The sequence below is a fragment of the Pseudomonas sp. PSE1(2024) genome (assembly GCF_050990555.1).
Taxonomy (GTDB): domain Bacteria; phylum Pseudomonadota; class Gammaproteobacteria; order Pseudomonadales; family Pseudomonadaceae; genus Aquipseudomonas; species Aquipseudomonas aphyarum.
In genome coordinates, this window is the sequence record NZ_CP158967.1 from 203,654 (window position 1) to 228,761 (window position 25,108).

Below are 25,108 nucleotides of genomic sequence, written 5' to 3' on the forward strand. Positions count from 1 at the left end.
AATTGAGGTCTTTTATTATGCAAAGTGTTCTGGCCGATATGGCTGTCAGTGTTTCTGAATTGAAGAAAAACCCCTCCGCAGTGCTTAACGGCGCGCACGGAGGAGCAGTTGCTGTCCTGAATCACAACCGGGTCATGGGCTACATGGTGCCGGCTGACGTTTACGAAGCCATGATGGAGCGGCTCGATGATCTCGAGTTGGCAGAAATCGTTCGTTCTCGCAGGCACGAGACTCCCATACCGGTAAGCCTGGATGACCTATAAGCTCGAATTTCTGCCTTCCGCTCACAAAGAGTGGAACAAACTGGGTCATACGCTGCGTGATCAATTTAAAAAGAAGCTGGCTGAGCGTCTTGAGCGTCCCCGTATTCCAGCTGACTCCCTCCACGGCATGCCTGATTGCTACAAGATCAAACTCAAAGCGTCCGGTTATCGACTGGTTTACCAAGTGATCGAAGAGCGGGTGGTTGTCTCGGTAGTCGCCGTGGGTAAGCGCGAGCGGAGCGACGTCTACGAAAACGCGAAAAGGCGCTGAGCTGAAGCACGTAACCCAATTTGTTTCAAAACTTGACTGAATTTCCCCACCAATGCGATATTGATAGTTAGCAAACTAACAGTGTGTGCATTCCCTCGTGCCGAATAACCTCGACGCTCTCCAGATGAATATCAGCAGTGCCATGGTGGTGGCCGCCAGGCATTGGCGGAAGATCTGCCAGACCACGCTGGTCAACTATGGAATTTCCGAAGCCTGCGCCGTCCCGTTGTTGATGATCGGGCGTTTGGGCGAGGGTGTGCGCCAGGTGCAGGTGGCGCAGGCGGCGGGGATGGAGTCGCCGTCGCTGGTGCGTCTGCTCGATCAGTTGTGTCACGCCGGTTTTGTCTGCCGCACCGAAGATGCCCAGGACCGTCGCGCCAAATGCCTGAGCCTGACCGACACCGGCCGTGAGCTGGTGCAAGCGGTCGAAGCGCAACTGGTGCGTCTGCGTCATGAAGTGCTCGAAGGCATCGACCAGCGCGATCTGGAGGCTACGCTTCGGGTACTGAGAGCTTTTGAGGCGGCCACTCCGCCAACGGTGATCAATCCGTGAACGGGTTCTTTTCCGGCATGCCACCCGCGCGGGACTGGTTCTACGGGATCCGCACGTTCGCGGCCTCGATGATCGCGCTGTACATCGCCTTGCTCATGCAAATGCCGCGTCCTTATTGGGCGATGGCCACGGTGTACATCGTTTCCAGCCCGTTCCTCGGCCCGACCAGCTCCAAGGCGCTGTACCGCGCGATCGGCACGTTTCTCGGTGCGGCGGCAGCAGTGCTGTTCGTGCCGATGTTCGTCCAGAGCCCGTACGTGCTGGTGGTGGTCATCGCCCTGTGGACGGGGATTCTGCTGTTCCTGTCCCTGCACCTGCGTACCGCCAACAACTACGCGTTGATGCTGGCCGGCTACACCTTGCCGCTGATCGCCCTGCCGGTGGTGGATAACCCGCTGGCGGTGTGGGACGTGGCCGAGTCGCGGACTGAGGAGATCTTCCTCGGCATCGCCGTGGCGGCGGTGGTCGGCGCGATGTTCTGGCCACGACGTCTGGCACCGGTGTTCAACGATGCCGTGGGCAAATGGTTCGCCGACGCCACGACCTACAGCCTGAAATTCCTCAGCCGCGACGTCCAGCCTGAAGAAGTCACCGCCCTGCGCATGGCCATGGTTGGCAGTTTCAACAGCCTGGAATTGATGATCGGCCAGTTGCCGCACGAAGGTGCGCGGCCGCAGACGGTGCGCAACACCAAGGAACTCCGCGGGCGGATGATCCATCTGCTGCCGGTGATCGACGCCCTCGAAGATTCGCTGTACGCCCTCGAACGGCGCACGCCGGAACTGGTGGAAAAGTTCGCGCCGCTGCTCACCGCGACCCGCGAATGGCTCGGCCACAAAGACGCCGATCTCGACCGCTGGCAAGCCCTGCGGGATCAGCTCGAAGCGCTGCAACCGAGCGCCGAAGCCCTCGAAGATCGCAAACAGTTGCTGTTTTCCAATGCGCTGTACCGCCTCGGCGAATTCATCGATCTGTGGCAGGACTGCCGCAGCCTGCAGGACGCGATCCTGTGCGAGCGCCAGGACAGCTGGCGCGCGGTTTATCGCCACTGGCGGCTGGGTCGCCTGACGCCATTCATCGACCGTGGGCTGATGCTGTATTCGGTGGTCTCGACCATCCTGGCGATCATCGTCGCCTCGGTACTGTGGATCCTGCTGGGCTGGACCGACGGTGGCAGTGCGGTGATTCTGGCGGCGGTGTCGTGCAGCTTCTTCGCCTCGATGGACGACCCGGCGCCGCAGATCTACCGGTTCTTTTTCTGGACCGGGATGTCGGTGCTGTTTGCCAGCCTGTACCTGTTTCTGGTGCTGCCGAACCTGCATGACTTTCCGATGCTGGTGCTGGCGTTCGCGGTGCCGTTCATCTGTGTCGGCACCCTGACGGTGCAGCCACGTTTCTATCTCGGCATGCTGCTGACGCTGGTCAATACCTCGTCGTTCATCAGCATTTCCGGTGCTTACGACGCGGACTTCTTCGCCTTCGTCAATTCCAACCTGGCGGGCCCGATGGGACTGTTGTTCGCGTTCATCTGGACGCTGATCGCCCGGCCGTTCGGCGCCGAGCTGGCGGCCAAGCGCCTGACCCGTTTCAGCTGGAAAGACATCGTCAGCATGACCGAACCGGCGAACCTCGCTGAACACCGGCAACTGGGCGTGCAACTGCTTGACCGCCTGATGCAGCACCTGCCGCGTCTGGCGCTGACCGGCCAGGACACCGGCATCGCCATGCGCGAGGTGCGCGTGGGGCTGAACCTGCTCGACTTGCTTGCCTATACACCGCGAGTGACGGGCGCGCCGAACGCGTTGCTCAAGCAAGTGGTGGCAGAGGTCGGCGAATATTTCCGGGCCTGCCTCAAGGCCGGGGAACGCTTGCCGGCGCCAAGCGCCTTGCTGATGACCATGGATCGCACCCGCCGCGCGCTCAATGGCCACGGCGATGAAGAAACCCGACTAAACCTGTTGCACGCCTTGAGCGGTTTGCGCCTGGCGCTGTTGCCCGGCGTGGAATTCGTCTCCAACGCAGAGCCCGAAGAACCGTTGCCCGAAGGAGCGCCCCTATGATCGGTGATCTGGACATCAGCGGCATTTTCCTGCCGACCCTGCTGGTGTTGATGGGCATCACTTATGTGCTGTTTGTTTTGGTACACGGCGTGCTCACACGCCTGCATTTCTACCGTCTGGTCTGGCACCGGGCATTGTTCAACGTGGCTCTCTACGCCGTGATGCTGTACGGCGTGGATTCACTCAGTCGATACCTGATGACATGAAAAAACCGTTTCTGACCCTCGGTCGCGTCGTCCTGACGCTGCTGATCGTGACTTTCGCCGTCGTCGTGGTCTGGCGCATGGTGATGTATTACATGTTCGCGCCCTGGACCCGCGACGGCCACATTCGCGCCGACATTGTGCAGATCGCTCCGGACGTGTCCGGGCTGATCCAGCAGGTCGAAGTAAAGGACAACCAGCTGGTGAAACGCGGCCAGGTGCTGTTCAGCATCGACCAGGACCGTTTCAAACTGGCGTTGCGCCAGGCCAAGGCGGCGGTCGCTGATCGCGAAGAAACCCTCGCCCAGGCGCAGCGTGAAGCCAAGCGTAACCGTGGTCTGGGCAATCTGGTGCCGGCCGAACAGCTGGAAGAAAGCCAGTCGAAAGTGGCCCGCGCGCAATCGGCCCTGGCCGAAGCGCTGGTGGCGGTGGACAGTGCGCAGCTCAACCTCGACCGCTCGGTGATCCGCAGCCCGGTGGACGGCTACGTCAACGACCGTGCACCACGCTCGCAGGAGTTCGTCACCGCCGGGCGTCCGGTGTTGTCGGTGGTCGACAGCAATTCGTTTCACATCGACGGCTATTTCGAAGAGACCAAACTCGACGGCATCCACATCGGGCAGTCGGTGGATATCCGCGTGATCGGCGACCGTGCTCGCCTGCGCGGGCATGTCGAAAGCATTGTCGCCGGCATCGAAGATCGTGACCGTTCGAGCGGCAGCAACCTGCTGCCCAACGTCAACCCGGCGTTCAGCTGGGTGCGACTGGCGCAACGGATTCCGGTGCGCATTGCCTTCGACGACGTGCCGGATGACTTCCGCATGATCGCCGGGCGTACCGCCACCGTATCGATCATCGACGATCAACCGCAGGAGCCCGCCAAATGAGCAGGGCTCTGATGATCGCCGGTTTGGGCATGATGCTGTCGGCCTGCTCGATGGTCGGGCCGGATTATCACGTGCCCGAAGACGCGGCGATCCAACGTAAGGATTTCCAGGGCGACCTGGCGGTGGCCGGCAAACCGGTGGTGTCGGCCCCGGTGCCGGCGGACTGGTGGCGGCTGTATCAGGATCCGCGCCTGGATCAACTGGTGCAGCAGGCCATGGCGTCCAACACCGATCTGCGGGTAGCGGCGGCGAACCTGTCGCGGGCCCGTGCGCAGGTCGATGAAGCCGAGGCGGCCGGTGGCTGGAGCGGCGGCGTGAAAATGGGCGCGCAACGCTTGCAGGAATCCGGCGAGGCGTTCCTGCTGCCGGAGAAAGTGCCGGTGGCCAACATCGGCGATATCGGCATCAGCGCGTCCTACCAGTTCGACCTGTGGGGCACGCTGCAACGCGGGATCGAAGCGGCAAAGGCCAACGCCGACGCGACCCAGGCCGCTGCCGACACCGCGCGCATCACCTTGGTCGCCGACGTGGTGCGGGCTTACACCCAGGTCTGCGCGGCCAACGAGGAACGGGAAATCGCCCAGCATTCCCTCGACCTGCAATCCCAGAGCACCACGCTGATCCAGCGTCTGCGCGATGCCGGGCGCGGCGACGAAACCCAGGTCACCCGTTCGCAGACCCAATTCAAATCCCTGCGCGCCGACATGCCGCGCTATGAGGCGGCGCGTCAGGCCGGGTTGTTCCGGCTGTCGATGCTACTGGCCAAGCCTGTCGATCAATTGCCGGCCGGCACCGCGACCTGCGCCGAACTGCCGAAAATCGCCCAACTGGTGCCGGTCGGCGATGGCGCTGCGCTGCTCAAGCGTCGGCCGGACATCCGCCAGGCCGAGCGCCGTCTGGCGGCCGCGACGGCTGGAATCGGTATCGCCACGGGCGAGTTGTACCCGGACATCAGTTTCGGCGCGACAATCGGCACCGTCGGCATTCTGGACAACCTTGGCAAACCCTCCACCAACCGCTGGGGCTTCGGTCCGTCGCTGAGCTGGAGCGTGCCGACCAACGGCGCCCGGGCCCGTATCCGCGAAGCCGAAGCCACAACCCAGGGCGCGCTGGCGCACTTTGACGGTGTCGTGCTGAACGCCATCCGCGAAACCCAGACCGGCCTGTCCCAGTACTCCGCGCTGCTGCAACGCCGCGATGCGCTGGCCGATGCCGAGCAGTCGGCGAAACTGGCGGCCGACCAGACGCACCGCTTCTTCCAGGCCGGCCGCGAGTCGTTCCTCGCCGACCTGCAGGCCACCCGCACATACACCGACGTCACCGCGCAACTGGCCGCTGCCAACACCCAGGTTGCCATGAGCCAGATCGATTTGTTCCTCGCCCTGGGCGGCGGTTGGGAAAGCGGACGAACGCAAGCCTCGAGCGCCAGCAAACCCTGAGGCCGTTGCTATGCTTTGAAGTATTGAAAGGGCGCCCCGAACCAGGCGCCTTTTCAGTGCACATCGCTAGCGCAGGTCTAGGGGAAACCAATAATGAAAAACCCTTACGCTCTCGGCTTCTGGTGCGCCCTGGTAGCCCTGCTGCTGCTGTCGGCCACCTATTTCTACGGCATCATGCTGGCCCACCAGATCGACAAGGCAATGGTCTTCCTCGACAGCACCGTGGCGCTGATCGCGGTCATGGCGATCGTGGTCGTGGCGTCGGCGCTGGTGCAGACCCAGCGACTCAAAAAACGCCAGCTCGAGCAAAGCAAGACGCTGCTGCTGATCTGGGACACCAAAGTCGCGCTGCGTAAAGTCGAAACCGTATTCGACCGCTACTTCTGGGGCGGCTACTGGCAGCCGGGGCGTACCTTCGCCGAAGTCATGGGCGAGCTCACCGGCACGCCGCTGGAAAAAAGCCTCGAAGCCCTGAAAAAACAATGTCTGGCCCTCGACCGGCAAGTCGCCGGCGACGGCTGGCACTGGCTCAACAACGCCCGCGAACTGTCGGACGTCGCCACAGCCATGGCCCGCGAGCGCTATCAACTGGACTTCTGCGACCCGCGCAGCGACGGGCCGGGCGGGGCGGTGATCGACCGGGATTTCGAAGTGCTGGTGTACACCTGGACCGCGCGGCTGAAAAGCTTCGACCATCAGCTCGATGAGATCGAGGTGCAATATTCCTGATCCCGAAAAGATCGCCGAACCCGGCGATCTTTTTGTTTGTCCATGACTTGTCGACACTCTTTAACCTTTAAACATTGGGCCGCGTCGCACTGCCAGTGCTAATCTCCACCGCTAAATTCAGCGGAGTCGCGCCACGGCCCGGTCACGGGTTCAGGGAAGACGACCACACTTTCAGCCACGGAAATCGATCAGGTCATTCATGAATAAATCAGCAGGCGTGCTTCTCGGAATTGTTGTGGCCATCGGCGCCATCAGCGTAGGCGGGGCCTGGTACACCGGCACCAAAATCGAAGGCGTGCTGAACAATGCCGTCGCCAACGCCAACAGCGAGTTGCAGACCGCCATGGCCGGCTCCAACGGCAGTGCGTCGCTGGAACTGGTATCGCTTGAGCGCAACACCTTCAGCAGCACCGCGCACTATCGCCTCAAGGGCGAGGGTGAAATGTTCGGCGAGGCGCCGGTCGAGTTGCTGTTCGTCGATCACATCGAACACGGCCCGCTGCCGTTCTCGCGTCTGGTGTCGCTGAAGTGGCTGCCGGTCATGGCCACCAGTCACTACGAACTGGAAAAGACCCCGATCACCGAAAAATGGTTTGCCGCCACCAAGGGCGCCGCGCCGCTCAAAGGCGTGGTCAACATCGGTTACGACCAATCCACTACCGGCAACCTCGAGCTGCTGCCGCTGGAAGCCGCGCTGGACGACAAGTCGAGCCTGAAGTTTTCCGGCCTGAACATGGACATTTCCGCCAGCGCCCAGGCCCAGAAGGTCAAGGCCGACGGCTACATGGACAGCCTGCACCTGACCACGGTCGCCGAAGATCAGGCGCCGGTGCAGATCGAACTCAACGGCCTGACCCTGGCCAGCAACCTCGCCAAGAGCACCTACGGCTATTACACCGGCGAGAACACCCTGGAACTGACCAGCAGCAAGACCACCTTCGGCGTCAAACAATCGGTGCTGGGCGTGAAGAACTTCGAAATGAAGAACCGCACCGAAGAGAACGGCAGCAACGCCTCCGGCCGTGCCGACTACAAGGTCGGCGAAGTGACCCTCAACGACAAGAAAATCGGTTCGGCCAACCTGGCCATGAGTCTGAAAAACCTCGACATTCCGTCGGCCATGTCGCTGATGCAGATCTACCAGACCAAGCTCCAGCCTTACGAAAAAGCTGCTGCCGAAGCCACCGCCGCCGGCCTGCCGGCACCGGAGCTGAACCTGACCGAGGCCGAGTCCACCCAGGTCAAGGCCGACCTGCAGAAACTGCTGGCAGCCGGGCCGCAACTGGCGCTGGAAGACCTGTCGCTGAAAACCGCCAACGGCGAAAGCCGGGCGAGTCTGGTGCTCGATCTGGCCAAGCCACAGTCAATGGACCTGCCGCCGGATCAACTGGGCAAACAGCTGATCGCGCTGCTTGACGTCAATGTGCTGGTGTCCAAGCCGATGCTGGTCGATCTGCTCAGCGTCCAGGCGCAAATCGACGGTCAGACCGATGCCAAGGCCATCGTTGACCAGGCCAGCGCTGGCGCCGACATGTTCGCCGGCATGGCCGTCGGTTCGCAGCTGGCGACCCTGGATGGCACCAACGTTGTCACCAAACTGCATTACGCCGCCAATCAGGTGGAATTCAACGGCCAGAAGATGACCGTCGAGCAGTTCGTCGGCTTCCTGATGAGCAAGTTCGGCAGCATCGAACAGCCTCAGTAAACGCCCCGCGCGTCACCGAAATGCCCGGCCTCTGCACCCGCAGACGCCGGGCGTTTTGCTGTCTGGCGTCCGGGTTTGCGGCCGGTCGGGAAATCCTTCGTCACGAATCTGAACAATTATTGTGTTCTGAATATTGATCTACGCTTGCGTGCAAGACTGCTTGGATAAGCTTGGCTGAGCGTTTTTTGCTTGGCCTCCGTTACGAAATGGGCAAGGGGGGGCGTTGCTACCCGGCTGGCCATGTAAGGATGCTGACGAATGCCGCGTATTGATGTTCCTGTATTACATCGTGGTTTACGCCCTTTGTTTCGAGTCGCGCTGTGCAGCCAGTTGCTCTGGCCGGCGTTCGCGTTCGCCGATACGGCCTACGATCAAATGGTGCTCGACGCCCGGGCCGGGCATTACACGCCCGCGCTGACCGTTTTGCGTCAGGTGCCGCCGGCCCAGGCCACCACCGGCCAGGTCAGCGATCACCTGCAAATTGCCGGTTGGGCCGGGCTCGACGCCGAAGTGGTGCAGGTCTACGAGACTCAGGGTCGTGGCCGGGCACTGCCGGTTCAGGCGCTGACCGCCACCGCCCGGGCCTACCGCAACCTCAAACGCTGGGATCAGGCGATCGAGGTCTACAACAAGGCCCTGACGCTGGGGCCGGACAACGCCGACCTGCAACTCGGTCTCGCGCTGACCCAGGCCGATTCCGGCAAGCCTGACGAAGGGGTGATCCGCGCCCGTTCGCTGGTTGCCGCCAAACCCGATGATCCTTCCCGCCGACTGGCACTGGGCTACGCCTTGAATCGCGCCGGCAAGCCGTACGACGCGCTGTTCGAATACGACCAGGCCTTCATCCGCGCCGGCAATAAACCGGAGGTCGCCCGCGAATACGTGGTCGCCCTGCAAAAGGCGCGTCTGCCGGAGCCGGCGCTGCGTCTGGCGAAGCAGCGTCCGGGGTTGATCGATCCCGTCACCTTGCGACGTCTGGAAGGCGATCTGGCTGCGGAACGCGTGCGACTCGCCGAACTGGCCACCCGCAGCGAAAAAGAACGCTACGTGATCGCTGATCGCGCCCTGGCCGACTACGACCAGTTGCTCGCCACCTGGACTCCGGACGCCACTGCCCACGACGACGTGACCCGCTGGCGCATCGACCGCATGGGCGCGCTCAAGGCCCGGGCGCGCACCGCCGAAGTCATCAGCGAATACCAGAAGCTGCAAGCCGAAGGCGTGAAGATCCCGACCTACGCCCTACGCTGGGTGGCGGCGTCCTATCTGGATCAGCGCCAGCCGGAAATCGCCACCGATCTTTACCGTCAGGTGCTGGCCGCGCCGGACGCCGATGTCGGCGACCGACTCGAAGACACCACGGCGCTGTATTACTCGCTGCTGGAAAGCGACCGCGCCGAAGAGGCGCGCAAGGTTGCCGAAGATCAGGCGAAGACACAGAAACCGCGCATCGAACTCAAGGGTCTGCCGATCGGCAACCCCAACGACGAATGGATGGACGCCCAGCAACTGGCGGCGCAGGCCGGCACTTACGGCTCCGACCTGCCTCACGGCGAAGAGCGCTTGCAGACCCTGGTGGATCAGGCGCCGGGCAACATCGGCCTGCGCCTGGCCCAGGCGGACTTGTACCTGGCCCGCAACTGGCCGCGCCGCGCGGAAAATCAGCTCAAGGAAACCGAGAGCATCGCGCCGCGCGACATGGGCCTGGAAGTCGCACAGGCCCGCACCGCCATGGACTTGCAGGAATGGCGGCAGATGGATGCGCTGACCGATGACGTGGTGGCGCGTTTCCCCGACAACCGTCAGGTCCAGCGTCTGGCCCGTGAGCGCGAAGTGCACGACATGTCCGAGCTGCGCGTCGAGGCCTACGGCGGCAAGGCCAACGGCGGCAACGGTGGCGATGCCGGTGCGGTTACCGGCAGCCGGGATTTCGGCATCCAGACCACCCTTTACAGCCCGCCGATCAATGAAGACTGGCGAGTGTTCGCCGGGGCCGGATACGCCACTGGCGATTTCGCCGAAGGCACCGGCCACCATCGCTTCCAGCGTGTCGGTCTGGAGCGTCGCACCCGCGACATGACCCTCGAAGCCGAAGTGTCGAACCATTCCTATGGTTTCGGCGACAAGCAGGGCGCGCGTCTGGCGATTGCCCGCGACATCGACGATCACTGGCAATACGGAGGCAGCCTCGAATACCTGTCGGCCGAGACCCCGCTGCGGGCACTCAACAGCGACATCAAGGCCAACGGCGGCAGCGGTTTCATCCGCTGGCGCGCCAACGAGAGCCGCGAGTGGCGGCTGGCGGTAAGTCCGTCGCACTTCAGCGACGGCAACAACCGCGTCGAAGCCTTGCTGACCGGAAAAGAGGGCGTCTACAGCGCGCCGAACCTGCAAGTCGACGCGGGCCTGGAAGTGGGCACCAGCCACAACTCCAAGTCCGATGACGTGCCGTACTTCAACCCGAAGTCGGACTTCAGCGTCATGCCGCTGCTGAACGTCAACCACGTGCTGTACCACCGCTACGAAACCGTCTGGAGCCAGCAATTCCAGGCCGGTGCGGGTACTTACAGCCAGCGTGATCACGGCACCGGCGGCATGGCATTGCTCGGTTACGGCCAGCGCTACGCCTGGAACGACGTGTTCGAGGTGGGCGGTTTGTTCAGCGTGATCAACCGGCCCTACGACGGTGACCGGGAAACCGATCTGCGTCTGCTCGTCGACCTCACTTTCCGCTTCTAGAAGAGTTTGAAGATGCCTTTGATTTCGCGTTTCATCCTTCTGCTGGGAGTGCTGCTGGTCAGCGCCTGCGCCCAGCAAGCCCCGGCCTTCGTGCCGCCGTCCGAGCGACCGCTGGCAGCCAATGAAAAGCCCTGGCCGAAAAACCACGTGCTGGGCATTGCCTACCACGACGTCGAAGACCGTGACCCCGATCAGGCGGTGGTGGCGGTGCGCACCGAGCGCCTGCTCGAACAGCTCGCCTGGTTGCGGGAGAACAACTACAAACCGGTGACGGTCGACCAGATCATGGCCGCGCACAAAGGCGGGCCGGAACTGCCGCCCAAGGCGATCCTGCTCAGCTTCGACGACGGTTACTCAAGCTTCTACACCCGCGTACTGCCGGTGTTGCGCGCCTACAACTGGCATGCGCTGCTGGCGCCGGTCGGCACCTGGATAGATACGCCGCTGAACCAACCGGTGGACTTCGCTGGCACGCCGCGTCCGCGCTCGGACTTCCTGACCTGGGCTCAAGTGCGGGAAATCTCCCAATCGGGCTTGGTGGAAATCGCCGCCCACACCGACGCCAGCCACAAAGGCATCCTCGCCAACCCGCAAGGCAACCTGCAGCCGGCGGCCGCGACCCGACGCTACGATCCGGTGAGCAAACGCTACGAATCCGAAGCCGATTTCCAGGCGCGGATCCGCGCTGACGTGCAGGCGATCTCGGAGAAAATCCGCAAGAACACCGGTAAAAAACCGCGCATCTGGGTCTGGCCTTACGGGACGGCGGACGGCACGTCGCTGACCGTGGTCAGCGAAGAGGGCTATGAAATGGCCCTGACCCTCGATGACGGCCTCGATGCCCTCGACAACCTGATGAGTGGGCCGCGTTTCCTGGTCGCTTCCGACCCTGACGGCGAGCACTTCGCCAACAGTGTGGTCGGCGTGCAATCGGATTTCACCATGCGCGTCGTGCATGTGGATCTGGACAACGTCTACGACCCGGATCCCGCGCAGCAGGAAATCAACCTCGGCAAACTGATCCAGCGCATGGCCGACATGGGCGCCAACACGGTGTTCCTGCAAGCCTTCGCCGATCCGAAGGGCGACGGCCTGGTGCATTCGCTGTACTTCCCCAACCGTCATCTGCCGATGCGCGCCGACCTGTTCGACCGTGTCGCCTGGCAATTGCGCACCCGGGCTCACGTGAAGGTCTTTGCCTGGATGCCGGTGCTGAGTTTCGAACTGGATTCGAAGCTGCCACGGGTCACGCGCTGGGATCCGAAGACCGGCACGACCGCTGTCGACCCGGACCAATACAAACGCCTGTCGCCGTTCGACCCCGAGGTGCGGCGGATCATCGGCGAGATCTACGAAGACGTGGCACGCCTGACTTCGGTCGACGGCATTCTCTACCACGACGACGCGGTGCTTTCGGACTTCGAAGACGCCGGCCCTCAGGCGCTGAAGGCTTACGCCGCCCAAGGCTTGCCGGGCTCGATCGCCACTCTGCGTGACGATCCGGCGGCGATGCAGCGCTGGACGCGCTTCAAGAGCCGCTACCTGATCGACTTCACCAACGAGCTGACCGCCAAGGTGCGCGCGATTCGTGGCCCGCAAGTGCTCACCGCGCGCAACATCTTCGCCGAGCCGGTGCTCAATCCGCAAAGCGAAGCGTGGTTCGCGCAGAACCTCGATGACTTCCTCGTGACCTACGACTGGACGGCGCCGATGGCCATGCCGCTCATGGAAAAACAGACCCATGCGCAATCCGGTCCGTGGCTCGAAGAGCTGGTGGCGAAGATCAAACAGCGCCCCGGTGCGCTGGATCGCACGGTGTTCGAACTGCAAGCCCGAGACTGGACGAAAAAGGAACAGGCCGACATCGACGGCGCACAACTGGCTGACTGGATGAGCCGCCTCAAGCGTCAGGGCGCCACCAGTTTCGGCTACTACCCGGACAACTTCCTCGAGAACCTGCCGGACATGAAAACCGTGCGGCCTGCGCTCTCCAACAAATGGAACCCATGACATGCTGGATAGACTGCTGGCCCTGCTTGTTCTGGCGATCGTCCTCGGCGTCCCGCTGGGGCTGATCTTCCTGGTCACCGGGCAATTCCTGATGGACTTCGTGTTCTTCTACCCGCTGTTCATGTCCGGGTTGTGGATTTCCGGTGGCCTGTATTTCTGGCTGCACTGGGAACGGCACTGGCCGTGGAAGGACGACACCCTGCCGCCACCGCTGGAAGGCGAACCGCTGATTTCGATCCTGATTCCTTGCTACAACGAGGGCGACAACGCCGCCGACACCATCCACGCGGCGCTGGCGCAGCATTACCCGAACATCGAAGTCATCGCGATCAACGATGGCTCCAAGGACAACACCGCCGAAGTACTGGATGCGCTGGCCAAGGAAGATCCGCGATTGCGGGTGCTGCACCTGGCGGAAAACCAGGGCAAGGCCGTGGCCCTGCGCATGGGCGCCATCGCTGCGCGCAGCGAATATCTGGTGTGCATCGACGGTGACGCGCTGCTGGCGCCGAACACCGCCGCTTACCTTGTGGCGCCGATGCTCGACAACGCACGACTGGGCGCGGTGACCGGCAACCCACGGATCCGCACGCGTTCGACCCTGGTCGGGCGAGTTCAGGTTGGTGAGTTCTCGTCGATCATCGGGCTGATCAAGCGCACCCAGCGGGTGTTCGGGCGGATCTTCACCGTGTCGGGTGTGATCGTCGCGTTCCGCCGCACAGCGCTGAACCGGGTTGGCTACTGGAGCCCGGACATGATCACCGAAGACATCGACATCAGCTGGAAGCTGCAACTGGACCACTGGAGCATCTTTTACGAGCCCCGTGCCCTGTGCTGGATCCTGATGCCGGAAACCCTGCGCGGTCTGTGGAAGCAGCGCCTGCGTTGGGCCCAGGGCGGCGCCGAAGTGCTGTTCAAGAACATTCGCGGGATCTGGCAGTACCGCCACCGTTACCTGTGGCCGCTGTTGTTCGAATACTGCCTGTCGACCGGTTGGGCGTTCACCTTCCTGTTGTCGGTGATCTTCTGGGGCGTCGGCAAGTTCGTGGTCATGCCTGAAGCGATTGCGGTCGATCACCTGATGCCCCCGGCGTTTACCGGGTTGCTGCTGGCGTTTGTCTGCCTGGTGCAGTTCGCGGTCAGCATCATCATTGATCGGCGCTACGAACCGGGCCTGGGCAAGACCATGTTCTGGGTGGTGTGGTACCCGATCGCGTTCTGGTTCGTCAGCCTGCTGACCACGCTGGTCAGTTTCCCCAAAGTATTGTTCGGCCAACACCAGAAGCGTGCGCGCTGGGTCAGTCCCGACCGGGGTATCAAACCTATCGGGGACGACGAAGAGGAGGTTATCAAATGAAAATCATCCGGACCCGCCAACGGCCGTTTCTGGTGGTGGTCGATGCGCTCTTCACCGTGCTGGCCTGGGTCGGCCTGTTGTATCTGCTGGTGCGCGGCCTGTGGCCGTTGATCGAGACCCACGAAGGCGGGCCGCGCATCGACAACTCGGCGTTCGAAGCCCTCGGCACCTTGCAGATTTATCTGTGGGTGGCGCTGGTCAACGCGGTGATCCTGATCGGCTGGGCGCGCTATCAGCAACGCAAGAGCCGAAGCTTCGCCCAGCGTCGCCTGCCGTCCCCGGTGGTCGACGATGAAGGGCTGAGCCGCAGCTTCAAGCTGTGCGACGAGCGCTTTCAGAAACTGCGCGGGCCGGGCGTGATGACCATCCACAACGATCAGGACGGTGACGTCAGTCACGTGGTGCCGCATCTGTGGCCGGTCCAGCCGGAAGAACTGCCGCCACCGCTGGCGCCACTGGAACATCCTCGGGTGATTTTTCTGCACGCCGAGGACGACGACAATCGCGAGCCGCTGAACCGGATCACCTGATGGCGCGAATCAGCCGCCAGGCTTCATCCATCGGCAGCGGTTGCTTCATGCGTTCGGCCAGCAGGGCCATCGCTCGTTCCTCTTCGCAGGCGACTGCTGCCACCACCACGCCCTTGCTCCCGAACAGCCCGATAAACGGCGGCTGTTCGGGTTCGCCGATAAATTCGACCGCATCCCACGCCTCGGCGTGGCCGAGATAGTCGTAGTTGCGGCCGAAATGCCAGGTCCAGAAATACGGCACGTCGAGGTAATGCTCATCGCCACCGAGCAGGTTGGCGGCGGCGATCCGCGCGTGCTGCTGGGCCAGGCGCCAGTGTTCGATGCGTTGTGGCTGGCCGTTCAGCGGGAAGGTGGCGATATCGCCAATCGCCCACAGGCTGTCGGCGACGCGCAGGCTGGCATCGACCAACAGTGATTGATCGTCCTCGCGCGGCAAGTCGCCGAACGCTTGGGTGGCCGGATGCACGCCAATTCCCGCCAACACCAGATCCGCCGACAGGCGCAAGCCGTTGTCGAGCAACACCGCCTCGACCTTGCCGTCGCCGGTGATCTCCCTGGCTTCGTGATCGGTGATGAATTTCACGCCGTTTTCTTCGTGCAGTGCCCGGATCGCCTTGCCGACGGCTTCACCGAATTGCGCCGCGAAGGGAATCGCATGGCGCGCCAGCACCGTCACCTCGAGACCGTGCTGGCGCAGGGCCGAAGCGCATTCGAGCGCAATGAAACTGTCACCGATGACCACCGCGCGCTGGCCGGGTTGGGCGGCGTCCATGATGGATTGCGCCTGGGCTTTGCAGCGCAGGACAGACACCTGGGGCAGGTCGGCGCCGGGCAGTTTCAGCGCGTTCGGCGTTGCGCCGGTAGCCAACACCGCCGCGCTGTAATGCAGTGTGCGGCCATCGCTCAGGTGAAGGGTTTTGGTATCGGCATCGAGCCCGCTGACCTCGCCTGAAACCCGGTTGATGTGCTGTTCGCGGTAAAAGTCGTCATCGCGCAGGGGCGGGGTTTCCGCCGGCGGCATTTCCCCGGACAGCACGAATTTGCTCAGCACCGTGCGGTCGTAGCCGGCGTCCGGCTCGCGGTCAATCAGCACGATCCGCCCGCCGAAGCCTTTTTCCCGCAGGGCGGCGGCGCAGGCCGTTCCCCCGGCACCGGCGCCGACGATGACAAAGGTGCGCGAATCGTCCTGCGGCGGGGTGTGCGGATCCGGCAGCGGCTGATCATCGACCCACACCTCGTCGCCGCGCAGTTCCAGCGGGTAACGCTTCAGACTGTCCAGCGCCGGAGGCTCGCACAACGCGCCATCCTCGGCGCGAAAGGCTGCCTTGTGCCACGGGCAGATCAGCCGGCCGTGGCACAACGCACCTTCCGCCAGCGGCGCGCCGGCGTGCGGGCATTCCCCCTGAAAGGCGCGCAACTGGCCGGCGGCGCGCAGCAGGACGATCTTGCAGTCGCCGATTTGCACCTCCAGCCCACGGTCTTCAGGCACATCGGCGAAACGGGCGACACGGTGCAGGGTCATGGTCGTGCTCCTCACAGGCATTTCTCTTACGAGTTTGGGCCGCATTGCGAGGTTCAGCCATTTCCCACTGCCACGGCACGAACGGTACGGCTATAGTTTGCAGGCCGACGAAGGCCCAACTGCACAAGGTGCTCCCGGAATGACCCGATTGACCTCTCTCAACCCTTGGCTGGCAGCCGTTGCCGTCGCCCTTTGCGTGCAGTTTCCGGCGCAGGCCCAGGAGCGTTTCACCCTCAGCATTCCCGGTGTGTCGGATAACCGCCTGTTCACCTCGGCGGCGGCGAGCGATGCGGCCGGCTGCGGCGGCAAGAACCAGTCGCCGGCCCTGAGCTGGAATGCCGGCCCGAGCGGCACCCTGAGCTACGCCATCGTCATGCACGATCCGGACGGCCAGAAAGGCGCGGGCGTCGATCACTGGGTTCACTACGGGATCAAGGCCACGACCCGGCAGGTTCCGGCCGGCGTTGGCGCCAAATCGGCCCTTGAAGGCGTCGGTGGCACCAACAGCAAAGGCACCACCAGCTACATCGGCCCATGCCCGCCGGTTGGCGATAGCGCCCACCACTACATCATTCAGATCTACGCCCTGGATCTGGCCCCGGACGCCTTGCCTGCCGGCCTGACCCGCGCCCAGCTGATGGAAAAGATCAAAGGCCACGTGCTGCGCAACAGCAGTGCGGTGCGGCGTTATCACCGCTGAAAAAAATTTCGGCGAGGTTTAACCCGAACTGACAGGGCTGCCCGTCTCAGGGGATGAATGGATCAATTCTTCCCCGAGGTCAGCCCCCATGTCCCTTCCTTCCACGCTTCTGCGCCCCCTTGCTGCCAGTGTGTTGCTGGTGGTTGCCGGTTGCGGTGTTTCCTCCACTCCGGAAACCACCGTCGCGCCACCTCCGGCACAGACCGAACTGAAATCTTCAGTGCAACCTGAAGTGGTCATGGCCGATAGCGCGATGGCCAAGCGCAGTGCACGGGCGGCGCCGATCGCCAGTTTTGCACCGATGCCGGCCGGTGAAAGTTATCCACAAGGCTATCGCGACGAACAGCGCGAGCAGTACGCCAAGCTGGCCGACAACCCGATCCACAGCGTCGCCGAAACTCCGGTCTCGACCTTCAGCGCCGACGTCGACACCGGCGCCTACGCCAATGTGCGGCGCCTGCTCAATCAGGGTCGACTGCCGCCGGAAGGCGCGGTGCGGCTGGAGGAGATGGTCAATTACTTTCCCTACAACTACGCGTTGCCGAGCGATGGCTCGCCCTTTGGCGTGACTACCGAACTGGCTGCCTCACCGTGGAACCCGCACACCCGCTTGCTGCGTATCGGCATCAAGGCGTCCGACCGCGCGGTGGCGGAACTGGCCCCGGCCAATCTGGTGTTTCTGGTGGATGTGTCCGGCTCGATGGACCGCCGTGAAGGCTTGCCGATGGTCAAAAGCACCCTGAAATTGCTGGTCGATCAATTGCGCGAGCAGGATCGGGTGTCGCTGGTGGTGTATGCCGGCGAATCCAGAGTGGTGCTGGAGCCGACTTCCGGACGGGAAAAGGCGAAAATTCGCACAGCCATCGAGCAGTTGACCGCCGGTGGCTCGACCGCTGGCGCTTCAGGCATCGAGCTGGCTTATCAGATGGCGCAGCAGGCGTTCATCCCCAAAGGCATCAACCGCATCCTGTTGGCCACCGATGGTGACTTCAACGTCGGCATCAGCGACTTCGACAGTCTGAAACAAATGACTGTGGATAAACGCAAGACCGGGATTTCCCTGACCACTCTGGGTTTCGGTGTGGATAACTACAATGAACACCTGATTGAACAACTGGCCGATGCCGGTGACGGCAACTACGCCTACATCGACAACCTGCGCGAAGCGCGCAAGGTGCTGGTGGATCAACTCGGTTCGACCCTCGCCGTGGTGGCGAAAAACGTCAAATTGCAGGTCGAGTTCAACCCGGCGCAGGTCAGCGAATACCGGTTGCTTGGTTATGAAAACCGGGCGTTGAAGCGTGAGGATTTCAGCAATGACAAGGTCGATGCCGGTGAGATCGGTGCAGGCCATACGGTGACGGCGTTGTATGAAATCGTTCCGGCAGGCGAGAAGGGCTGGTTGGAGCCGCTGCGTTACGGAAAAACCGATGCAGTGGTTTCCGAGAAGACAGGAGAATTGGCAATGCTGCGCGTGCGATATCAAAAGCCTGAGGGTGGGAAAAGTCTGTTGATCGAACGGCCGATTGCCAATCAGGTTGCGCCGGCCAGTGAGGATCTGCGTTTCGCTGCCGCCGTCGCCGCGTTTTCCCAGCAACTCAAGGACGGTCGCTACACCGGCGAGTTCAGCCTCAAGGACACCGAAGCCCTGGCCCGAGGTGCCCGTGGCGATGACCGCTTCGGCCTGCGCAACGAGTTCGTGCAACTGGTTGAACTCGCGCAAAGCCTGCGTACCTCCACCGCCTCCAAACGTAATCTCCACTGAGCGACGGATTGAATAGTGAGCCGCCTCAAAGGCTTCATCACACAGCTGTTTGCTTCTGCAGACAGCCTTGAGGCCAGCAGCGACGAATCGCTGCTGGCCCGTTATCGCGAGGGTGACGGCAAGGCGTTCGAGATCCTGTACACCCGTCATCGCCAGAGTCTTTACCGGTATCTGCTCGGTTTGAGCGGCAAACCGGAACTGGCCGACGAGGTGTTCCAGGAGACCTGGCTGAGCCTGATCCGCAGTGCCAGTCAGCCACAAGGCCGGGCGACCTTTCGTACGTGGCTGTTCCAGATTGCCCGCAATCGTCTGATCGACCACTGGCGCAAACACGGCGCCCGGCAACCGTTGCATGACAGCTACGACGAACAGACCCACGCCGTCAGCGACGACGCCTCCGATCCCGAACAACTGCTCAACCTCAGCCGCGACAGCCAGCGCCTGGAGAGCGCTCTGCAATCCTTGTCCGCCGACCAGCGCGAAGTGTTCCTGCTGCGCGCCCACGGCGACCTCGACCTGGCGCAAATCGCCAGTCTCACCGAAACACCGCTGGAAACCGTCAAGAGCCGCTTGCGCTACGCCCAGCAAAAACTGCGTCGGCTGCTGGCCGAGGAGGTACTGACATGACGGACGCCCGCCCGACACCCGAAGAGCAAGTGCTCAAGCACATGCGCGAACAGCACACCGCCGAACCGCCGGCGCATCTCGATGCGCTGATCCTCGACGCCGCCCGCCGTGAAACCCCGGCGCCACGGCAAAACCTGTGGCAACGCTGGCTCAAGGCCTGCCAGCAACCGCGCTACCAGGTGGCTTTTGCCAGTCTGGTCGGCATCGCGCTGATGCTGTCGCTGGTGCAGCGCGCGCCGGAGCCCGTGGCTCAATACGATTTCGCCCCTGCTGCCAAACCGGCCGCGCCTGTGCTCCGTCAGGAGGCCCGATCGTTGTCGACCCCCGCCGGGGCGCTTTCTGCGCCAGCTCCCGCGCCGATGGCGGAAATGGCTGCACCGATGCAGAGCGAGTCGATCAGCGCCGACACGGCAGACGAAGCCAAGGTCAGCAAGCGCGCCGCCGCCCCGGTCAACGGTCTCGACGAGCAACTGCGCGAAGTCCTGCGCCTGCGCGAGTCCGGCCAGTCGCAAGCGGCCGACAGCCTGTTCAATAACCTGCACAAGCGCTACCCGAACGTGAATCTCGACCTGCGACTGGAAAAAATCCGCAAGAACTGACCGTATCAGCCATCCGCCATTTGGCATTGACCCGCAAAAACGCGCACTATCGGGTCATTGCCGATGCGCTGGAGGATGCCGTGGCCCAAAAAATCGACCGCATCGCCCAAATGCTCAACTGCCCGGTGAAGGGTGAGGAACTGCGGCGGGCAGTGACGGAGAGTCGCAAGGAGTTTCTTCTGGCCAAGCAGGCTGAAGAGGATCTGGAGGACGACGTTCTCGATGATGAGTTGATCAAGGACGAAGAAGACGATGATGAATACGACGAGTTTGACTGGACGACGGAGTGAGTCGCCAGCCAGCAGACACAAAAAAGCCCCGGACCTTGCAGTCCGGGGCTTTTTCGTTTTGTTCATGGCGCACCAGGCGGGATTCGAACCCACGACCCCTGCCTTCGGAGGGCAGTACTCTATCCAGCTGAGCTACTGGTGCAGCGGGCGACATCATACCTAGGTCGGCTCGGGGCGTCCATGCCGGGTTTGGGCGTGGATTGTCAGCATGCATGTCGGTAAGAAACCCCTGCATTCCATAAAGCTGTAACGTCCTGCAAAAGGCTCGCTTGGCGCTTTGGGGAGGCTGTTCTATGGTTTCCATGCGATCGGGGCTGTTGGTACGTTGATCTGAAATGTTCACCAAAAGCGGCGTTTTTGTTCTTTTTTTCGAACGCCCTATTGTCCTTCAACCCCTTTGAACCTAGGATTCGTTTGAGATTTCAAACGCTCCTTATCCAGGTGCTGAGCCGCACGCGTTTTGAGTCGTGCGCTATTTATGTGCCAGCCCGGTAAATGATTTCCCTGACGGCAGCCTTGCGAGGCGCCTTTCTACAATCATAATTTTGCTCCGCGCCTTGCGCGGTGCTGTTAAGGAAAGCCGACATGCAGCTTAAAGACACCCAGTTGTTCCGCCAGCAAGCCTTCATCGATGGCGCATGGGTCGACGCGGACAACGGTCAGACGATCAAGGTCAACAACCCGGCCACCGGCGAGATTCTGGGCACCGTGCCGAAGATGGGCGCTGCCGAAACCCGCCGTGCCATCGAAGCCGCCGACAAGGCGCTCCCGGCCTGGCGTGCACTGACCGCCAAGGAGCGTGCAGGCAAACTGCGTCGCTGGTTCGAACTGATGATCGAGAACCAGGACGACCTCGCTCGCCTGATGACCCTCGAGCAGGGCAAACCACTGGCCGAAGCCAAGGGCGAAATCGTTTACGCCGCTTCGTTCATCGAGTGGTTCGCCGAAGAAGCCAAGCGCATCTACGGTGACGTGATTCCGGGTCACCAGCCGGACAAGCGCCTGATCGTGATCAAGCAGCCGATCGGCGTGACCGCTGCCATCACCCCGTGGAACTTCCCGGCGGCGATGATCACCCGTAAAGCGGGCCCGGCCCTGGCCGCCGGTTGCACCATGGTGCTCAAGCCTGCTTCGCAAACTCCGTTCTCCGCATTCGCTCTGGCCGAACTGGCCCAGCGCGCCGGCATCCCTAAAGGCGTGTTCAGCGTGGTGTCCGGCAGCGCCGGCGACATCGGCAGCGAGCTGACCAGCAACCCGATCGTGCGCAAACTGTCCTTCACCGGCTCGACCGAAATCGGTCGTCAGCTGATGTCGGAATGCGCCAAGGACATCAAGAAAGTCTCCCTCGAACTGGGCGGCAACGCGCCGTTCATCGTGTTCGACGACGCGGACCTGGATAAGGCCGTCGAAGGCGCGATCATTTCCAAGTACCGCAACAACGGCCAGACCTGCGTTTGCGCCAACCGTCTGTACATTCAGGATTCGGTCTACGACGCGTTCGCCGAGAAGCTGAAAGTGGCAGTCGCCAAGCTGAAAATCGGCAACGGTCTGGAAGACGGCACCACCACTGGCCCGCTGATCGACGAGAAAGCCGTGGCCAAGGTGCAAGAGCACATCGCTGACGCGGTGAGCAAAGGCGCAACCGTTCTGGCCGGCGGCAAGCCGATGGAAGGCAACTTCTTCGAGCCGACCATCCTGACCAACGTGCCGAAAGACGCTGCCGTGGCCAAGGAAGAAACCTTCGGTCCGCTGGCGCCGCTGTTCCGCTTCAAAGACGAAGCCGACGTGATCGCGATGTCGAACGACACCGAGTTCGGTCTGGCCTCGTACTTCTACGCTCGCGACCTGGGCCGTGTGTTCCGTGTGGCGGAAGCCCTGGAATACGGCATGGTCGGCGTCAACACCGGGCTGATCTCCAACGAAGTCGCGCCGTTCGGCGGCATCAAGGCCTCGGGCCTGGGTCGCGAAGGCTCCAAGTACGGCATCGAAGATTACCTGGAAATCAAATACCTCTGCCTGGGCATCTAAGCCTCGGTAGAAGATCGCTGTAAACGCAAAGGGCACGAGAGCGCTGTCCCTTTGCGTCGTTTCAAACCGGAATTTTCTCTGCGGCCGGGAACGCCGTGGCAGTCGATCATCGCATGCTGCCACCGCCGATTCCTCCCGCTTTATCCTTGAACCACGCCGCCCGATGAGCGGCGAATGAGGACTGCAATGAGCAAGACTAACGCTGAACTGATGGCCCGTCGTACCGCAGCTGTTCCACGTGGTGTTGGCCAGATTCACCCGATCTTCGCCGAGTCCGCGAAGAACGCGACCGTGACCGACGTTGAAGGTCGTGAATTCATCGACTTCGCCGGCGGTATCGCCGTACTGAACACCGGCCACGTGCACCCGAAAATCATCGCCGCCGTGACCGAGCAGCTGAACAAGCTGACCCACACCTGCTTCCAGGTTCTGGCCTACGAGCCGTACGTCGAGCTGTGCGAGAAAATCAACGCTCGCGTACCGGGCGACTTCGCCAAGAAAACCCTGCTGGTGACCACCGGTTCCGAAGCCGTTGAAAACGCCGTGAAAATCGCTCGTGCCGCCACCGGCCGCGCTGGCGTGATCGCCTTCACCGGTGCTTACCACGGTCGCACCATGATGACCCTGGGCCTGACCGGTAAAGTCGTGCCTTACTCGGCCGGCATGGGCCTGATGCCAGGCGGCATCTTCCGCGCGCTTTACCCGAACGAACTGCACGGCGTGAGCATCGACGACTCGATCGCTTCCATCGAACGCATCTTCAAGAACGACGCCGAGCCGAAAGACATCGCCGCGATCATCATCGAGCCTGTACAGGGTGAAGGTGGTTTCTACGTCGCGCCGAAAGAATTCATGAAGCGTCTGCGCGCTCTGTGCGACCAGCACGGCATCCTGCTGATCGCTGACGAAGTGCAGACCGGCGCTGGCCGTACCGGCACCTTCTTCGCCATGGAACAGATGGGTGTTGCTGCCGACCTGACCACCTTCGCCAAATCCATCGCTGGCGGCTTCCCGCTGGCCGGTGTTTGCGGCAAGGCCGAATACATGGACGCCATCGCTCCAGGCGGCCTGGGCGGCACCTACGCCGGTAGCCCGATCGCTTGCGCCGCGGCCCTGGCCGTGATGGAAGTGTTCGAAGAAGAAAAACTGCTGGACCGCTGCAAGGCTGTCGGCGAGCGTCTGGTCACCGGCCTGAAAGCCATCCAGGCCAAGTACCCGGTGATCGGCGAAGTCCGTGCCCTGGGCGCGATGATCGCGGTCGAGCTGTTCGAAAACGGCGACAGCCACAAACCAAACCCGACCGCCGTCGCGGCTGTCGTGGCCAAGGCGCGTGACAAGGGCCTGATCCTGCTGTCCTGCGGCACCTACGGCAACGTTCTGCGCGTCCTGGTACCGCTGACCTCGCCGGACGAGCAACTGGACAAAGGCCTGGCGATCATCGAAGAGTGCTTCTCGGAGCTGTAATCCGTAGCACCGTGTGATCGGATCGACAAAAAACCCGCTTCGGCGGGTTTTTTCATGCCTGGAGAAACACTTGCGCGGTTTTCAGGTTGTACCGAAACGCCAGCATTGGCTAAGGTTCAAGCATTGCAAGGGAGGGCGAGCATGACTGCCGTCGATTTACCCGCTGTACCCCGAGTGCTGATTGCCGAGGCCGATCTCTGGTCGCGTGACCTGCTCAAACAAGTGTTGCTGAATGTGCGCTGCGACGCGCGGCTGGACCTGTGCGCCGATGGCCAGGAGGCAATGACGCTGCTCAGCAAAGTCCCCTATGACCTGGCGATCGTCGACTGGGAGTTGCCCGGCGTCGATGGCTTGAGCGTGTTGCGCAGTGTCCGCCAGCGCAAACGCAATCCGCCGCTGCCGTTCATTCTGATGAGCAGTCGCAACGACAGCGCCAGCGTGCGCGAAGCCCTGCCGCTGGCGCCGACCGCCTACCTGGCCAAACCCCTGAACATGGAAAGCCTGACCGAACGTTTGCAGGGTCTGCTGCTGAACGCCGGTGAAGAAGTGTTCTGTGAAGTACCGGCGCTGGCGCCGGGCATGACCCTCTCGGTATTCCTCGAACGTCGCCGCGAGCAGGCCGATGGCGCGCCGCTGATGACCGACGTGCAAGTGGCGGTCAAACGCAGCCTCAACCCCAACGGGCTGGACTTGAAGCTGCTGGAAGAGGAAATCCGCACCGATCCGCAGATCACCGCCGTGTTGATCGCAGCGTCGAACAGCGCCGCTCAGCATCATGGCGCGCCAGTGCAGACTCTGGCGCAGGCGCTGCATCGCCTGGGCACCGGGCAAAGCATGAACCTGATTCTTGGCCTTGCACTCAAACGCAGCGCCCGACTCAGCGACCCATGCCTGGCGGATTACGCCGAGCGTTATTGGGGCCTGTCGCTGCACACCGCCGAGTACGCCCGCACCTTGGCGCGGCTGCTCGATCTGGATCAGGAGCGTTGCTACTGCGCCGGGATGCTCCATCGCCTCGGTGATCTGGCGTTGCTGCGTTGTCTGCAGGAATGGAAGCAGGCCGGCGGCGAGCTGGATGAACTGGAGGAAGTCGGCGATGCGCTGGCGGAATTCGGTGCGGCTTACGGCTCGGCGTTGCGCACCCGCTGGCGTTTGCCACTGGAGCTGCGCGAGTTGATTGCCTCGGTCTACCAGCTCGGTGGCGGGGTGTACTCCCGCGAGGCGCTGGTGATGAACATGGCGGCGCAGATGGCCCGGCTGACCGAGCATGAAGGCGTTGAGGAACTGGCGAAGAGCCGCACGGCGCGCTTGCTCAAGATCGGGTTGCCGGAGCTGACGCGGATGCGCAAATAGCGGCTTGATTGCGC

Annotated in this window: 22 protein-coding genes and 1 tRNA gene; 21 read left to right on the forward strand and 2 right to left on the reverse strand. The window is 62.5% G+C overall.

Annotation, left to right across the window (positions count from 1 at the left end):
- The first annotated feature begins 17 nt into the window (after window positions 1-17).
- The 13 genes from ABTV87_RS00855 (at window position 18) to pgaD (ending at window position 14,746) form a co-directional block, all read left to right on the forward strand.
- On the forward strand, window positions 18-263 hold the full coding sequence (locus tag ABTV87_RS00855; protein WP_433898846.1) for a type II toxin-antitoxin system Phd/YefM family antitoxin: 246 nt from the start codon (window positions 18-20) through the stop codon (window positions 261-263).
- Complete coding sequence (locus ABTV87_RS00860) at window positions 253-534, forward strand: type II toxin-antitoxin system RelE family toxin (RefSeq protein ID WP_039773012.1); 282 nt, start codon at window positions 253-255, stop codon at window positions 532-534. The genes ABTV87_RS00855 and ABTV87_RS00860 overlap by 11 nt, the downstream gene beginning before the upstream one ends.
- A 124-nt stretch (window positions 535-658) precedes the next feature.
- Window positions 659-1,087 carry a MarR family winged helix-turn-helix transcriptional regulator gene (locus ABTV87_RS00865; RefSeq protein WP_011331882.1) on the forward strand — a complete coding sequence of 143 codons (429 nt, stop codon included), beginning with the start codon at window positions 659-661 and terminating at the stop codon, window positions 1,085-1,087.
- Window positions 1,084-3,147 (forward strand): FUSC family protein, encoded by a 2,064-nt coding sequence (locus ABTV87_RS00870; RefSeq protein ID WP_433898847.1) that lies wholly within the window; start codon window positions 1,084-1,086, stop codon window positions 3,145-3,147. Before ABTV87_RS00865 ends, ABTV87_RS00870 begins: the two co-directional genes overlap by 4 nt.
- Complete coding sequence (locus tag ABTV87_RS00875) at window positions 3,144-3,353, forward strand: DUF1656 domain-containing protein (protein ID WP_007957657.1); 210 nt, start codon at window positions 3,144-3,146, stop codon at window positions 3,351-3,353. Before ABTV87_RS00870 ends, ABTV87_RS00875 begins: the two co-directional genes overlap by 4 nt.
- Complete coding sequence (locus ABTV87_RS00880) at window positions 3,350-4,237, forward strand: efflux RND transporter periplasmic adaptor subunit (protein WP_007957655.1); 888 nt, start codon at window positions 3,350-3,352, stop codon at window positions 4,235-4,237. The genes ABTV87_RS00875 and ABTV87_RS00880 overlap by 4 nt, the downstream gene beginning before the upstream one ends.
- Window positions 4,234-5,676, forward strand: coding sequence for an efflux transporter outer membrane subunit (locus ABTV87_RS00885; RefSeq protein WP_064382679.1), 1,443 nt, complete (start codon window positions 4,234-4,236; stop codon window positions 5,674-5,676). The genes ABTV87_RS00880 and ABTV87_RS00885 overlap by 4 nt, the downstream gene beginning before the upstream one ends.
- A 93-nt stretch (window positions 5,677-5,769) precedes the next feature.
- The gene (locus ABTV87_RS00890; RefSeq protein ID WP_433898848.1) at window positions 5,770-6,405 is read left to right on the forward strand and encodes an NADH:ubiquinone oxidoreductase subunit N; all 636 of its coding nucleotides are present in this window, start codon (window positions 5,770-5,772) and stop codon (window positions 6,403-6,405) included.
- A 199-nt stretch (window positions 6,406-6,604) separates the two neighbouring features.
- A complete protein-coding gene (locus ABTV87_RS00895; RefSeq protein ID WP_085608558.1) occupies window positions 6,605-8,110 on the forward strand; it encodes a YdgA family protein in 1,506 nt (501 codons plus the stop codon).
- 258 nt (window positions 8,111-8,368) lie between these two features.
- Window positions 8,369-10,849 (forward strand): poly-beta-1,6 N-acetyl-D-glucosamine export porin PgaA, encoded by a 2,481-nt coding sequence (gene pgaA / locus ABTV87_RS00900; RefSeq protein WP_433898849.1) that lies wholly within the window; start codon window positions 8,369-8,371, stop codon window positions 10,847-10,849.
- Between the two features lie 12 nt (window positions 10,850-10,861).
- Window positions 10,862-12,859, forward strand: coding sequence for a poly-beta-1,6-N-acetyl-D-glucosamine N-deacetylase PgaB (gene pgaB, locus ABTV87_RS00905; RefSeq protein ID WP_433898850.1), 1,998 nt, complete (start codon window positions 10,862-10,864; stop codon window positions 12,857-12,859).
- Window position 12,860: 1 nt separating this feature from the next.
- Window positions 12,861-14,216 carry a poly-beta-1,6-N-acetyl-D-glucosamine synthase gene (gene pgaC, locus ABTV87_RS00910; RefSeq protein ID WP_007957644.1) on the forward strand — a complete coding sequence of 452 codons (1,356 nt, stop codon included), beginning with the start codon at window positions 12,861-12,863 and terminating at the stop codon, window positions 14,214-14,216.
- Entirely contained in the window at window positions 14,213-14,746 is a 534-nt protein-coding gene (gene pgaD / locus ABTV87_RS00915) for a poly-beta-1,6-N-acetyl-D-glucosamine biosynthesis protein PgaD (protein WP_433898851.1), read from the forward strand. Before pgaC ends, pgaD begins: the two co-directional genes overlap by 4 nt.
- Here pgaD and ABTV87_RS00920 read toward each other — a convergent pair.
- Window positions 14,739-16,268, reverse strand: coding sequence for an FAD-dependent oxidoreductase (locus tag ABTV87_RS00920; RefSeq protein WP_433898852.1), 1,530 nt, complete (start codon window positions 16,266-16,268; stop codon window positions 14,739-14,741). The genes pgaD and ABTV87_RS00920 overlap by 8 nt on opposite strands.
- 139 nt (window positions 16,269-16,407) lie before the next feature.
- On the opposite strand from ABTV87_RS00920, the gene ABTV87_RS00925 reads away from it, so the two are divergent.
- From ABTV87_RS00925 to ABTV87_RS00945, 5 genes are all read left to right on the forward strand, one after another.
- Window positions 16,408-16,968 (forward strand): YbhB/YbcL family Raf kinase inhibitor-like protein, encoded by a 561-nt coding sequence (locus ABTV87_RS00925; protein WP_433898853.1) that lies wholly within the window; start codon window positions 16,408-16,410, stop codon window positions 16,966-16,968.
- 88 nt (window positions 16,969-17,056) lie between these two features.
- Window positions 17,057-18,733, forward strand: coding sequence for a vWA domain-containing protein (locus ABTV87_RS00930; protein ID WP_433898854.1), 1,677 nt, complete (start codon window positions 17,057-17,059; stop codon window positions 18,731-18,733).
- 15 nt (window positions 18,734-18,748) lie between these two features.
- Window positions 18,749-19,360, forward strand: a complete 612-nt coding sequence (locus ABTV87_RS00935; protein ID WP_433898855.1) for an RNA polymerase sigma factor — start codon at window positions 18,749-18,751, stop codon at window positions 19,358-19,360.
- Entirely contained in the window at window positions 19,357-19,959 is a 603-nt protein-coding gene (locus ABTV87_RS00940) for a hypothetical protein (protein WP_433898856.1), read from the forward strand. Before ABTV87_RS00935 ends, ABTV87_RS00940 begins: the two co-directional genes overlap by 4 nt.
- Before the next feature lie 20 nt (window positions 19,960-19,979).
- Complete coding sequence (locus ABTV87_RS00945) at window positions 19,980-20,249, forward strand: hypothetical protein (RefSeq protein ID WP_433898857.1); 270 nt, start codon at window positions 19,980-19,982, stop codon at window positions 20,247-20,249.
- A gap of 65 nt (window positions 20,250-20,314) precedes the next feature.
- Here the strand turns inward: ABTV87_RS00945 and ABTV87_RS00950 are convergent.
- A tRNA-Arg gene (locus tag ABTV87_RS00950) sits at window positions 20,315-20,391 on the reverse strand.
- 443 nt (window positions 20,392-20,834) lie between these two features.
- On the opposite strand from ABTV87_RS00950, the gene gabD reads away from it, so the two are divergent.
- The 3 genes from gabD to ABTV87_RS00965 all read left to right on the forward strand — a co-directional run bounded on the left by gabD (window position 20,835) and on the right by ABTV87_RS00965 (window position 25,094).
- Window positions 20,835-22,277 carry an NADP-dependent succinate-semialdehyde dehydrogenase gene (gene gabD / locus ABTV87_RS00955; RefSeq protein ID WP_127796572.1) on the forward strand — a complete coding sequence of 481 codons (1,443 nt, stop codon included), beginning with the start codon at window positions 20,835-20,837 and terminating at the stop codon, window positions 22,275-22,277.
- A 186-nt stretch (window positions 22,278-22,463) separates the two neighbouring features.
- Entirely contained in the window at window positions 22,464-23,741 is a 1,278-nt protein-coding gene (gene gabT, locus ABTV87_RS00960) for a 4-aminobutyrate--2-oxoglutarate transaminase (RefSeq protein ID WP_007957613.1), read from the forward strand.
- Window positions 23,742-23,882: 141 nt separating this feature from the next.
- Window positions 23,883-25,094 (forward strand): HDOD domain-containing protein, encoded by a 1,212-nt coding sequence (locus ABTV87_RS00965; RefSeq protein WP_433898858.1) that lies wholly within the window; start codon window positions 23,883-23,885, stop codon window positions 25,092-25,094.
- Window positions 25,095-25,108: the final 14 nt, after the last annotated feature.